Source organism: Streptomyces sp. NPDC002776 (genome assembly GCF_053592195.1).
Genome location: NZ_JBSFVG010000007.1, coordinates 239907 through 252275, shown reverse-complemented (window position 1 = coordinate 252275; position 12369 = coordinate 239907). Strand labels below are relative to the sequence as shown.

At 70.6% G+C, this 12369-nt stretch carries 14 protein-coding genes and 1 pseudogene; 9 read left to right on the top strand and 6 right to left on the bottom strand.

Features of this window, described 5'->3' with window-relative positions; genetic code table 11:
* Positions 1-7: 7 nt before the first annotated feature.
* Positions 8-1210, bottom strand: coding sequence for an NAD(P)/FAD-dependent oxidoreductase (locus ACWD11_RS17205; RefSeq protein ID WP_389417298.1), 1203 nt, complete (start codon positions 1208-1210; stop codon positions 8-10).
* A gap of 243 nt (positions 1211-1453) precedes the next feature.
* Between ACWD11_RS17205 and ACWD11_RS17200 the strand changes: the two genes are divergently transcribed.
* Positions 1454-2110 carry a DUF4232 domain-containing protein gene (locus ACWD11_RS17200; RefSeq protein WP_451283801.1) on the top strand — a complete coding sequence of 219 codons (657 nt, stop codon included), beginning with the start codon at positions 1454-1456 and terminating at the stop codon, positions 2108-2110.
* A 39-nt stretch (positions 2111-2149) separates the two neighbouring features.
* On the opposite strand, the gene ACWD11_RS17195 is transcribed toward ACWD11_RS17200, so the two are convergent.
* Positions 2150-2809: a type III effector protein gene (locus tag ACWD11_RS17195; RefSeq protein WP_389417296.1), complete on the bottom strand. Its 660-nt coding sequence runs from the start codon at positions 2807-2809 to the stop codon at positions 2150-2152.
* A 130-nt stretch (positions 2810-2939) separates the two neighbouring features.
* Here ACWD11_RS17195 and ACWD11_RS17190 point away from each other — a divergent pair, with 130 nt between their 5' ends.
* The 7 genes from ACWD11_RS17190 to ACWD11_RS17160 all read left to right on the top strand — a co-directional run bounded on the left by ACWD11_RS17190 (position 2940) and on the right by ACWD11_RS17160 (position 8608).
* Positions 2940-3371 (top strand): Hsp20/alpha crystallin family protein, encoded by a 432-nt coding sequence (locus ACWD11_RS17190; protein ID WP_451283799.1) that lies wholly within the window; start codon positions 2940-2942, stop codon positions 3369-3371.
* Positions 3372-3473: 102 nt separating this feature from the next.
* Positions 3474-3869, top strand: coding sequence for a DUF2267 domain-containing protein (locus tag ACWD11_RS17185; protein ID WP_389417294.1), 396 nt, complete (start codon positions 3474-3476; stop codon positions 3867-3869).
* Positions 3870-3974: 105 nt separating this feature from the next.
* On the top strand, positions 3975-4409 hold the full coding sequence (locus ACWD11_RS17180; protein WP_451283797.1) for a DUF2267 domain-containing protein: 435 nt from the start codon (positions 3975-3977) through the stop codon (positions 4407-4409).
* A gap of 189 nt (positions 4410-4598) precedes the next feature.
* Positions 4599-4886, top strand: coding sequence for a DUF4190 domain-containing protein (locus tag ACWD11_RS17175; protein ID WP_389417292.1), 288 nt, complete (start codon positions 4599-4601; stop codon positions 4884-4886).
* Positions 4887-5236: 350 nt separating this feature from the next.
* Positions 5237-6763: an alanine/glycine:cation symporter family protein gene (locus ACWD11_RS17170; protein ID WP_451283795.1), complete on the top strand. Its 1527-nt coding sequence runs from the start codon at positions 5237-5239 to the stop codon at positions 6761-6763.
* Positions 6764-7021: 258 nt separating this feature from the next.
* On the top strand, positions 7022-8323 hold the full coding sequence (gene nhaA / locus ACWD11_RS17165) for a Na+/H+ antiporter NhaA (protein WP_451283938.1): 1302 nt from the start codon (positions 7022-7024) through the stop codon (positions 8321-8323).
* A gap of 36 nt (positions 8324-8359) precedes the next feature.
* A complete protein-coding gene (locus ACWD11_RS17160; protein ID WP_451283793.1) occupies positions 8360-8608 on the top strand; it encodes a hypothetical protein in 249 nt (82 codons plus the stop codon).
* 85 nt (positions 8609-8693) lie between these two features.
* On the opposite strand, the gene ACWD11_RS17155 is transcribed toward ACWD11_RS17160, so the two are convergent.
* The 3 genes and pseudogenes from ACWD11_RS17155 to ACWD11_RS17145 form a co-directional block, all read right to left on the bottom strand.
* Entirely contained in the window at positions 8694-9872 is a 1179-nt protein-coding gene (locus ACWD11_RS17155) for a Cmx/CmrA family chloramphenicol efflux MFS transporter (RefSeq protein WP_451283791.1), read from the bottom strand.
* A 206-nt stretch (positions 9873-10078) separates the two neighbouring features.
* A pseudogene (locus ACWD11_RS17150) lies at positions 10079-10477 on the bottom strand (bifunctional serine/threonine-protein kinase/ABC transporter substrate-binding protein); the annotation flags it as partial.
* A gap of 57 nt (positions 10478-10534) precedes the next feature.
* A complete protein-coding gene (locus ACWD11_RS17145) occupies positions 10535-11035 on the bottom strand; it encodes a PaaI family thioesterase (protein WP_451283789.1) in 501 nt (166 codons plus the stop codon).
* Between the two features lie 90 nt (positions 11036-11125).
* On the opposite strand from ACWD11_RS17145, the gene ACWD11_RS17140 reads away from it, so the two are divergent.
* The gene (locus tag ACWD11_RS17140; RefSeq protein WP_451283787.1) at positions 11126-11593 is read left to right on the top strand and encodes a winged helix-turn-helix transcriptional regulator; all 468 of its coding nucleotides are present in this window, start codon (positions 11126-11128) and stop codon (positions 11591-11593) included.
* 56 nt (positions 11594-11649) lie between these two features.
* Here ACWD11_RS17140 and ACWD11_RS17135 read toward each other — a convergent pair whose 3' ends face one another.
* Positions 11650-12309, bottom strand: coding sequence for a hypothetical protein (locus ACWD11_RS17135; protein WP_451283785.1), 660 nt, complete (start codon positions 12307-12309; stop codon positions 11650-11652).
* Positions 12310-12369 lie beyond the last annotated feature (60 nt).

Sequence of the window (12369 nt, the reverse complement as noted above, 5' to 3'; positions counted from 1 at the left end):
GATCACCTTATGGGGCGGTGGTCTTCGCGGCGGCCGCATCCGGCGTCGCGACCAGGCGGTGCTTGCGCTTGGGCAGGCAGAAGGTCGGGTGCGCGGTGGCCCACAACGAGCCGTTGAGGATGGCGGACTTGATGCGCGCGGCTTTCCGGCCGCCCATGTACTTCCGTTTCGCCCGGCCTTCGGCGTCGACCATCTGCAGGATGCCGTCGCGCCGCCCGAGGCTGATGTGGTTGCCCACGTAGGCCAGCTTGACGTGCGCGATCTTGCGGCCGGTCAGGTTCCCCACGATCGCCTCGATGACCTGCTTGCTGGTGTATCCGGCCGAGGCGCAGGACATCGGCAGCGGCCGGCCGTTGTCGCCGATGGCGTGGACGCTGTCACCGGCGGCGTAGACGCTCGGGTGCGAGACCGAGCGCATGGTGCCGTCGACGACGATCCGGCCTCCTTCGGTGACCTCGAGACCACTGGCGGCGGCGATGGGGTCGACCGCGAACCCGGCCGTCCACACGGTCGCGTCGGACGCCAGGACGGTGCCGTCGGCGCACAGCACGCGTGTCGCTTCGACGGCTTCGACGGTGGTGTGCTCCAGGACGGTGATGCCCAGCCGGTCGCAGGCCCGGCGCAGGTGGCCGCGGGCTCCGGTGGAGAGCGGGGCGCCCAGTGCACCGCGCGCGATGAGCGTCACCAACAGGCGGGGCCGGGCTTCGGCGATCTCGGTGGCGGTCTCGATGCCGGTCAGTCCCTCGCCGACGACCAGCACACTTCCGCCTTCGCCTCGCTGGTCCAGGCGGTCCAAACGCTCGCGCAGGCGCAGTGCCGAGGGCCGGGCGGCGACGTTGAAGGCGTGCTCGGTCACGCCGGGGACGCCTTGGTCGGCGACATGGCTGCCGAGCGTGCAGACCAAGGTGTCGTAGCCGAGTTCGCCGCCTCCGGTGGCGTCGGCCACGGCGACGACCTGGTGCTCGGGGTCGACGGACGTGACCCGGGCCAGGCGCAGCGCGATTCCCGTGCCCGCGAAGATGTCGGCGAGCTTCGGGGCCTCGACTTCGTGGCCGGCCGCGAGCTGGTGCATCCGCAGCCGTTGGACGAAGTCCGGCTCGGCGTTGACCACGGTGATCTCGGTGTCCGCCGGGGACAGTCGGCGGGCCAGGTTCCCGGCCACGAAGGCCCCGGCGTAACCGGCGCCGAGGACGACGATGCGGTGCTTCATGAGTGGCTCCTGTCGGATCGCTTGCCTTCGAGGGTTGAGCGGGACAGAGCCTCGATTGCTGACAGGAACCGGATGTGATGTGGGTCACGTGAGCCTGGAGTTCACGGGTCTGCTGCACCCATGGCCGCTGTCACAGTGTCACGAACGTGTCCGCAGTCGGACCTTTGTCGGTTCGCGGGGGCGGCAACCTCGCCGCCATGCGGCACGATCACCGGAACATCGCGACTCCCCGGGGGACCTCTCATGGCTCACACCGCTCGTTCACGCCGTACCGCCGCCGCACTCGCCGTTCTCTCCCTCGGCGTCCTGACCCTGACCGCCTGCAACGGCGACGGGGACAAGGACGCGGCCGCCCCGAGCACCGCGACGAGCCCGTCCCCTTCGGGTACGAGCCAGGGCGCCGACACCCCCTCGACGGCCGGCCCGAGTGAGGGCGACAGCGGCGCCTCCGCCGGCAGCACCGCGCCCTCGGAGCCCGGCGCCGAGGACGACCAGGACGGAGGGGTGGGCATGTGCGAGACCAAGGACTTCGGCTACAAGGTCACCGTCGCGTCCAGTCCGGTGAACCACGCGCTGCTGACCGCGACCAACACGAGCGGCGACCCGTGCCTGCTGGCGGCCAACGAGCTGGTGATCACGATTCCGGGGCTGGACGGATCAGCCGAGCACGCGGGGCCGGAGGTCAAGGACCGGATGCTGAAGGCCGGTGAGAGCGCCTACGCCGGGATCCTGTTCGCGCGCGCCGACACCGCGGGCGGCAAGAGCGCGGACAAGGTGGAGGTCGCTCTCAGTGCGGCCGAGAGCCCGTCGACCGTGGCGATCGACGGCGGTCCCGTCACGGTCAACGACGGCCAGGTCACCAGCCTCTTCAGCACGGCCGAGGACGCGCTCACCTACTGAGGTCCCGTCGCGCGACCAGGAGCCCTCACCCGCCCCGCGCTACCGCGAACCGTCGGCCGCGGCCGTGGCGGAGTCGGTGAGGGTGTCCACTCGGGCCGCGAGGTCGGGGTGGGCGTCCGTCAGATGCGGGCGGGCGGCGTTCAGGGGGCGCAGGAGAGCCGCGGGATCGTCCTGGGCGAGGGCCGCGTCGAGTTGGCTGAGCGGACGGCGGGCGGCCCTGGGCAGGTCGGTGAGGGCGCTGATCTGACCGGCGACGCGACGCAGGTCGGCGGCGTTGTGGCGAGCCCAGGCGGCGAGGGTGCGGTCGGCGGCGCGACGTTCGCGGGTGGCCTGGACGCGCTGTTCGCCGGTGGTTCCGGCGGGGCCGGGCCGGTTGCGCAGATAGCGGCGTTCGGCTGCCTGACGGCTCGCGACACCGAGGGGGTGGGCCAGGTCGGCCCAGCTGGCACCTGCCTGCCGGGCGGTTTCGATCAGACCGGTCTCCCATCCGGCGAGCTGCTCGCGCACCTGCCGCAGCAGCAGGAGAGAGGCCAGGGCCTGCTCGGGGTCCGCGTCCTCGGCGGCGGCCGCGCCGGGCTCCTCGTGCCGGGCGTCGGCAAGGGCCTTGTCGATGGCTTCCAGCGCCGCCGCGGCGGCGAGAAACGACGCCGGGCTCTGGGCGTCGGTGCGGGAGACGGCCGAGTGGTCGGCTGTGGTCATGGGCACCTCCTTCCGGGCTGTCATCCTTTTGACGACATCGGGTTTGTCATCCATCAGATGACATGTTACAACGGTTTCAGTGAAGCGCATTGGCAGGTACTGCCCCTGACCTTCCTGGAGGTGTTTCGCGATGTTGATGCGCACTGACCCCTTCCGTGAGCTCGACCGGCTGGCCCAGCAGCTGATGGGGCCGGGCACCTGGTCGCGGCCGTCCGCGATGCCGATGGACGCGTACCGCGACGGTGACGAGTACGTCGTGGCCTTCGACCTCCCCGGCGTCAGCCCGGACGCGATCGACATCGACGTCGAGCGGAACATGCTGACCGTCCGGGCCGAGCGGCGGCCCGTGGCCAAGGGCGACGACGTGCAGGTGGAACTCTCCGAGCGACCGCTGGGTGCCTTCTCCCGCCAGATCGTGCTGGCCGACACCCTGGACACCGAGCGCATCGCGGCCGACTACGACGCCGGGGTGCTCACCCTTCACATCCCGATCGCCGAGCGCGCCAAGCCCCGCAAGATCACCATCAGCGGGGAATCCTCCCGCAAGGAGATCTCCGGCTGAACGCGGCGACCCACGCCGATCAGCGCGCGGAGGACGGGTATCTGATCTCCCCCTCCACCCGTCCTCCGCACCCCTCGGGCTCGAAGAAGGGCGGCGGCTGACGTGACCCTGCACATGGATGCGTTCCTCGACCGGGTCAAGGAACGCGGCGAGTACGAGAACCGGCAGGAGGCCCAGCGTGCGGCGAGGGTGATCCTCGCCCTGCTGGGCGCACACCTGGTGGGCGAGGTGCGATCCCAGTTGGCGGCACGGCTGCCGGAGGACTTCGCGCTGATCCTGCTCAACCCCCTCCAGAGCGCCGAGCCCCTGTCCCCGGAACGGTTCGTACGGGCGACGGCGGCCTGGATCGAGGGGGCCACCGCCCAGACCGCCGCCTGGGACGTCGGTGCCGTCCTCAGCACGGTCGCCGACGCGGCCGGCGACGACCTGCTCGAGCAGATCCTGCTCCAGCTCCCCGCGGGCTACGACCTGCTCTTCGGCCGCCCTGAGCCCACGTGACCCCAGCACCCACACCCACACCCACACCCACACCCCCGGCCCCGGCCCCGGCCCCGGCCAGGGACCGGCACCACCACCCCGTAGACAGAAAGGCAACGACCGCAGATGTCCGACCGGCGCGCACCGCTTCAGCAGCCTTACGGGACGGCATACGAGCAGATGCTGGAGAAGGTCCGCTACGAAGGCGCCTATCCCACCCGCGAGCGTGCCGAGGAGGCCGTCCGCCTGGTCCTCGCGGGGCTGGGACGTCAGCTGACGGGTGACGAACGCGTGGAACTGGCCGCCTGCCTCCCCGTCGAAGCCGCGCGCGTCCTCACCGCCCAGATCCCCGACACCCAGCCGCTGACCGGCTGGGCCTTCGTGAAGGACCTCGCCGCCCGTAACGGCGCCGGCCTGGCCACCACCCGCTGGGACACGGGCTCCGTCCTCACCGCCGTCGCGGCCCTGGCCGGCCACGACCTGCTCACCCGCATCCTGGACCAACTCCCCGCCGGATACGCCCTGTTGTTCGGCCGCGCGGAACTGACCCAGGCCGCCTAGCGCGGGCAAACGATCACGAGCCGCGGGGCCTCCGGCTGATGCCGGAGGCCCCGCGGCCGTTCCCTGACTTCGGCTGAGGCACGAGATTTCAGACATGACACCGCGTCGAAGGGGCATTCGGGAAAGCAGCCAAACAGTAGGGAGTGTGCGGCCCGATCGGTCCGTGCAACCGACAACCGGGAGTGTCTAATGGCGAGTTACGGCAGTTCCTCGGCCGCGTCCGCTGGCTCACGCACCAACGGTCTGGCGATCGCGAGCCTGTGCTGCGGCGTCGTCGGGCTGTTCATCCTGAACATCATCCTGGGCCCCTTGGCCATCATCTTCGGTGCCGTGGCCCGGCGTCAGGCAGCGGTCAAGAACGGCGCGGGGATGGCGAAGGCCGGCATCATCCTCGGCATAGTCGACGTGGTCCTCTGGATCGTGCTCCTGATCGTCGCGGCCAACAACGGCGGGTTCAGCTGGTACGTAGGCGGCTGACAGCCGGTCGCACAGGCACACGCCCGGGGCGGGCACGGACCGAGAGTCCGTGCCCGCCCCGACCGGTGCCGGAGACGATAAGTGTCCGATGAACGGACATCGCGTCCCGTATAACGGTCTGGCCTCGCTCGCTGGTGTTTTCGCTCGCAATCACAGCCTAAGTGACCTGCATCACTAAAGAACCCGTAAAGGCTGTGATAGAACGACGCAACTCCCCAGGCCAGGGCTATGACGTTCGAGTCCCCGAACACGTCACCCCGGCCGCCGACCGGACAACGGCGTTCGCCCAAAGACCGCTCTTCCTTCCGGTCCAGCCTGCTGGACCGGTCCGCGCCACCGAGGTAGCCATCGTGTCACTCGATTCCATCACCACGTCCGTCGACGAGGCAGTCAGCGGATTCTTCGAACCCATAGCCACTTGGCTCGGAGAGGTCGTCTTCTACACGGTCCCCGTAGGAGGCACCGACCTTCCCCTGATCGTGGCCTGGCTCGTGGTCGCGGGTCTCGTCTTCACCACCTGGTTCGGCTTCATACAGCTGAAGCACTTCAAGCTCGCCGTGCAGACCGTGCGCGGCAAGTACGACGAGAAGGGGTCCGCGGGTGAGGTCAACCACTTCCAGGCGCTGACCGCCGCCGTCTCCGGCACCGTCGGACTCGGCAACATCGCCGGTGTCGCCGTCGCCGTCACCATCGGCGGCCCGGGCGCCACCTTCTGGATGATCGTGTGCGGCCTGCTCGGCATGGCCACCAAGTTCGTCGAGGTCACCCTCGGCGTGAAGTACCGCGAGGTGCACGAGGACGGCACCGTCTCCGGCGGCCCGATGCACTACCTGCCCAAGGGCCTGACGGAGCGCTTCGGCAGCAACGGCGCCAAGCTCGGCAAGCTACTGGCGATCCTCGCCTCCGTCATGATCCTCTTCTTCGGCCTCTTCGGCGGCAACCTCTTCCAGGTCAACCAGAGCTACACCCTCCTCGTCTCCGTCGCCGGCGGCGAGGACGGCGCCCTCGGCTCCTCGGCCGGCGCGCTCTTCTTCGGCATCCTGGTCGCCGCCCTGGTCGGCATCGTGCTGCTCGGCGGCATCCGCTCCATCGCCTCCGTCACCAGCCGTCTGGTCCCGGCCATGGCGATCATCTACATCACGGCCTGCCTCGTCGTCATCGTCGTCCACGTGACCGAGCTGCCCTCCGCCATCTCCGCCATCATCGAGGGCGCGTTCAACCCCGAAGGCGTCGCGGGCGGCATCATCGGCGCCCTGATCGTCGGCTTCAAGCGCGCCGCGTTCTCCAACGAGGCAGGTCTCGGCTCCGCCCCGATCGCCCACGCCGCGGTGAAGACCAAGCACCCCGCCAGCGAGGGCCTGGTCGCCCTGCTCGAGCCGTTCATCGACACGGTCATCATCTGCACCATGACCGCGCTGACCATCATCATCGCGAACCCGGCCAGCTACCGCGGCGGCGAGGAAGGCATCGGCGGCGTCACCATCACCTCCGACGCCTTCGAGACCGTGCTGCCCTGGTTCCCGTACGTCCTGACCGTGGCCGTCCTGCTGTTCGCCATCTCCACGGTGCTCACCTGGGGCTACTACGGCCTCAAGGCGTGGACGTACCTCTTCGGTCGCAGCAAGGCCAGCGAGGTGACGTACAAGTCGCTCTACACCCTCTTCGCGGTGGCGGGCTCGCTGCTCACCCTGCAGACGCTGATCGACCTGGCCGACGCGGTGCTCTTCATGCTCGCCGTCATCAACATCATCGGCCTGTACCTGCTCGCCCCGGTCGTCAAGCGCGAGCTCAGCTCCTTCCTGGAGTTCGTCCGTGCCCGCAATGCCGGTGCGGGCGATGACGAGGAAGACCAGGAGTCGGCGAAGACCACCGTCTGACCGCCCCCGCGGCCCGGCTCCCGAGCGGGCCCGTACACACCTGGCGCCTTGGTGTGGACGGGCCCGCTCGTCGTGCCCAGCGGGGCATTTCCGCAGGTGAAATGGCCTCTAGCGGCACAGGAGGTCGCCGGTTAGGGTGTAAGGAACGCGTCAGCGACAGCCCTTCTCGAGGGCATCCCGCCGACGCGCGGTGTGCCGGGAAGTCTGGTCGGCGTCAGGGGCTCGTATGCCCTCATGCCGATCCCCGGAGGCTTCTTCATGGCTGCCACGCCGCGCGAGCGTTCCCCCTTCCTCGGTCTGCTGCCGCTGCCCGAGAGCATGGCCATCACCCGGGCCCTGAGGACGGAGACCGTCGGCGGGCTGGTGCTGCTGGTGTCGGCCGTGGTGGCGCTGGTGTGGGCGAACAGCCCCTGGTCCGACGCCTACGAATACCTCCGCGACGATGTCCACTTCGGGATACCGGCCCTCGGCCTGGACCTCTCGGTCGGGCACTGGACCGCGGACGGTCTGCTCACCCTCTTCTTCCTCATCGCCGGGATAGAACTCAAACGGGAACTGGTCGTCGGCGAGCTCCGCACCCCGGCCACCGCCGCCCTGCCGGTCATCGCCGCCCTCTCCGGCATGATCGTCCCCGCCGCGGTGTACGCCGCCACCGCCTCGGCGGGAGGCGGCAGTGCGGACGGCTGGGCGGTGCCCATGGCCACCGACATCGCCTTCGCCCTGGCCGTGCTCGCGGTGCTCAGCACCCACCTGCCGGCCGCGCTCCGCGCCTTCCTGCTGACCCTGGCCGTCGTCGACGATCTCGGCGGCATCCTCGTCATCGCCGTCTTCTTCACCAGCGATCTCAACTTCCTGGCTCTGGGCGGAGCGTTCGCGGGCCTCCTCGTCTTCTATCTGCTCCAGCGCTTCCGCGTCCGCGGATGGTGGTGGTACGCCCCGCTCGGGATCGCGATCTGGGCGCTGATGTACAACGGCGGCATCCACGCCACCGTCGCCGGCGTGGCCATGGGCCTCATCCTGCGTACCACCCGCGACAAGGACGAGGACCTCTCCCCCGGCGAACGCACCTCCCACCTGCTGCACCCTGTGTCGGCGGGGGTGGCGGTCCCCCTCTTCGCGCTCTTCGCCGCCGGTGTCAGCGTCTCCGTGGCCTCACTGGGTGAGGTGTTCACCGAGCCGGAACCGCTCGGCGTCGTCCTGGGGCTCGTCGTCGGCAAGACCGTCGGCATCTTCGTCGGTACCTACCTCGCCGCCCGCTTCACCCGCGCCCGGCTCAACCCGGACCTGGCCTGGGCCGATGTCTTCGCGCTGTCGGCGCTGGCCGGGATCGGCTTCACCGTCGCCCTCCTGATCGGCGACCTCGCCTTCACCGACCCGGCGACCGCGGAAGCCGCCAAGGCCGCCGTCCTCGTCGGCTCGCTGACCGCCGCGGCGCTCGCCGCGATCCTGGTCAAGCGGCGCAACCGGATCTACCGCCGGCTGTACGAGGAGGAGACCCGCGACGACAACCACGACGGCATCCCCGACATCTACCAATACAGTTCATCCACGGAACGCTGAAGCGGGAAGAGGCGGCTTGTGGATCCTTCGGCTTCGGTGACGACCGTGGCGATCATCGTCGCCGCCCTGGTCGTCCGAGCCGCGGTGCTGGAGATACGGCAACCCGGCAGCGCGCGACGGGAGTGGGCCTGGGTCTCGGACAAGGCGGCCTGGGCCGGCGGCTCGCTGACCGCTGTGGTCGTGGGCGGACTGGGCTGGACCCATATGGGCCGCAGCGCACTGGCATGGGGGCTGCTGGCCGGCCTCCTGGTCGCCCACGTCCTGGGCCGACGCTCGGCGGGCTGATTGCCACGTCCTTGCCGACCGCACCAGCCTGCGCCCCACCTCCCCTCCGGCACAACGTCCGCCGCCGCGGTGTGGAGGGCGGGCGTCACCGGGCCAGGTCAGCGCTTCGGTCCGGCGTGACCATGCCGCGCAAGGGCAACGCAATGAACAGGGTGACCGCGACGAGGACGCCGCTCGCCCACAGCGGTCCGGCGTTCCCCGCCGTGCTGCCCAGGGTGGCCGCGGCGATGAGAGGGCCCGCGGCGGCGCCGACGTTGAGCGCTGCCGTCGCGTACGCGCCTGCCATGGTGGGGGCCGCTGCGGCCTCGTAGAGGACCCGCGTGATCAGCGTGCTGCCCAGGGCGAAGGAGAGCGCGCCCTGGACGAGGACGAGGGTGCACAGGGCCACCGGTTCGTGGGCCAGCAGTGCCAGGGCGGGCCAGCCGATGAGCAGCAGCGGGCCGCCGGCTGTGATCACCAGGCCGGGACGCCGGTCGGAGAGGCGGCCGGCGACAAAGACCCCGACGAAGGCACCGGCACCGAACAGGACCAGTACGACGGAGATCCACAGCTCGCTCAGCCCTGCGGTGTCGGTCACCACGGGTGCGAGGAAGGTGAAGCTCGCGAACGTGGCCGCGTTCACCAGTGCGCCGAGCAGCATCGCCAAGAGCAGCCGCGGGCTGGTGAGTTGGGCGAGTTCGGCTCGCAAGGCAGGCGCGTCCGTGCACGCTTCCTCCGGTCGCCCCGCCGGGATTCCCCGGTACACGCCGAGCGCCGCGGGCAGGCACAGCACGGCAACCGCCCAGAAGGTGGCCCGCCAGTCGAGCAGCGTGCCGAGGACCGACCCGCCGGGCACCCCGGCGATGGTCGCCACCGTCGTGCCGGACAGCAGCACAGCCAGCGCGCGCCCCTTCCTGTCCGGTGGGACCAGTGAGGCGGCGGCCGTCAGGGCGACGGCGAGGAACCCCGCGTTGGCGATCGCGGCGACGGCCCGGGCGGTGAACAGGACCGCGAAACTGGTGGTGCAGGCACCCACGGCGTGCGCCGCCGCGAAGGCGAGGACGAACCCGAGGAGGCTTGAGCGCCTGGGCCAGTTGCGGGCGGACGCGGCCACGAGGGGGGCGCCGACGATCATGCCGATCGCGTAGGCGGAGGTGAGCGTGCCCGCCGCTGCGACGGTGACGTCGAGATCCGCGGCGATGTCCGGTACGAGACCGGCGAGCATGAACTCCGAGGTCCCCATGGCGAAGACGGCCAGGGCGAGCAGATACAGCGGGAGAGGCATCGAGTGGCTCCGAGGTGAGGAGAGGAGAGGGTCGTCTCGTCACCGCGGTCGGCCCCCGGAGCACACTCGTCCCGCCGCGCAACGGCGGTGGGACGGTCAGGAGTTCAGTGGTTCAGGGGGCTGACGGCGTGACCGTAAGCCCCCGACTCGTCTGACTCAGGACTCGACATGTCCCGCACGCTACCGGAGCACCGCCTCGCGCGGCATCCCGGTTTCCGCGACTCCGTCAGCGCCTCGGCCAGCAGCCTGCCGAGCGAGCGCACCGTCGCGGAGGGCAGCGGGCCGTGCTCGGCGACCGCCCCGACCAGCGAGGGAACCGGGAGGAACGCGGTCGCCAGCCATGGCTCGGCCGCCTCCGCGTCCGCGCCGAGCACCGGCACCACCCAGCGGTTGGCCACTCGCCGTGCCGGCTGCGTCTCGCGTGCGAACCGGGCCCGGAACGCGGGGTCGCCCGCGCTCTCGCCCCGGATCACGTAGACCGCCGCGGGCGTGCCGTCGTCGGCGCGTCCCGGATGGACCACGCCCATACCGCCCGCGCCGAGCCGCCGCAGCAGCCGGAACCCGGCGATCCGGGACGGGTCGGCAGGCCTGAGCGGCTCACTCATCGCGAACCCTCCGCAGTGTCGACGCCGTCGGCGCCGCCCCCGGGCGCGACAGTGGCCTCAGGCCGCCGGGGGAGGCACCGGGAAGAGCATGCAGCTGCTCGTGGCGTGGGCCAGCAGGCGGTCCTTGGTGTCGATGAGCCTGGCCTCCGCGAGCGCGGTCTGCCGGCCTCGGCTGACGATCGTGCCGATGGCCCGGACCCGCCCCGTGTCCACCGTGATCCGCTTCAGGAACTTCACGGTCAGATCGAGCGAGGTGTAGCCCATGCCCGGCGGCAGCGTGGACTGCACGGCGCAGCCCGCCGCCGAGTCGAGCAGGGTGGCGTAGACACCGCCGTGCACGCTGCCGATCGGGTTGTAGTGCTCCTCGCCCGGTGTCATCGAGAACACCGCCCGGCCCTCGTCCACCTCGTCGAGGGTGAAGTCGAGGGTCCCCGCGATGGGCGGCGCGGGCAGTCGGCCCGCGAGCATCTCCCGCAGCAGGTCCAGCCCGGAGGCGTGCCCCACCGCGGCTGCGGTGATCGAGGGGTCCTCCCACTCGTACGTGCGTGTGCGTCCCATGCCCCGGCATCCTCTCCGCTGACTTCGTTCGATGAAGCTAGCGGGGTGCCACCTGGCTGTCAAAGGTGAAGCCAGCGCTAGCATGGGGGCATGGAGTGGCTTGACGTCAGTACCGAGAATTGTCCCGTCCAGTGCACCCTCGACCTGGTCGGCGAGAAGTGGACGCTGCTGATCCTGCGGGACGCCGCCAACGGCGTCCGCCGGTTCGACGACTTCCGGCGCCATATCGGCCTGTCCGAGGCGGTCCTGAGCGACCGGCTGCGCAAGCTGACCGCGGCCGGCATCCTGACGACCGTCCCCTACCGCGAGCCGGGCAGCCGCTCCCGCTACGAGTACCGGCTGACCCGCAAGGGCTGGGACCTGTGGCCCGTCCTCGTCGCGCTGCGCCAGTGGGGCGAGACCTACGCCCCGGATCCCCAGGGACCCGTCCTCGACCTGCGCCACGCCGGCTGCGGGGCCCCGGTCCGCGTCGTCGTCGAGTGCGCCGAGGAGCATGCCGCGCTGTCGCCCCGCGAGGTCTCCGCGAAGCCGGGGCCCGGAGCGCGACGTAGGGCGTAGGGCCGGGTACTGGGACTGACAACGGCCTTGCGGTTACGGCCTGTTGTGAAAGTCGATCACGACTTGTGGTCGGTATGGGCACCTGTCGGTCCTGCCCAGCCCCGCGACAGGGGGAGACGGCCGGCTCGGAGCGCGTCGCGCTGTTCGGTCACCCACCGCTCAACCTGATCCACGGATTCCGCGACGGGCTGGTCTGTGGTGTCCAGCAAGTGGGTGCGCCATCGCCAGTCGTCGGCCTTCCACCCGGCCCAACGGTGCCAGGCCATACGGGACCAGCTGTCGTCGATGATGACCTCGGGTCGGTGCCGGGGATCCCTGGCATGCTCGCGGTGCCAGGCGGCCCAGCGGAGGAAGGCGCCAACCGCCGAAGTGTCCCACCGGCCCGCGTCGCGCATGGTGAGCCTGCTGCACCGGAGTTCGTCGGACACGTCGACCAGGCACACCGCGATTCCGTCCAGCAAGGGAGCGGAGGGGGTGGCCAGGACCTCTCCCAGCGGGGACTGCCCGGTCAGCAGGAGGTCGACTCCGCGATCCTGGTACTCCAGCGCACGGCGCACCCACATCTCGGTCATGCGGTGGCGCCACCGGCGATCGGCGCCTGTGGTGACGCCGCATTCGTCGAAGTCGTGCACGGCAAGCCGCCCCAGCCGCTCACCTACGGAGTAAGCGAGCGTGGTCTTGCCCGGACAGCTGGAACCGGTCAGCTTGAGCAGCATCGCACCAGGGTGGCAGGTCAGGCGTGGTGTCCTCGAAGGGTTTTCCCCGGGCACCGACCG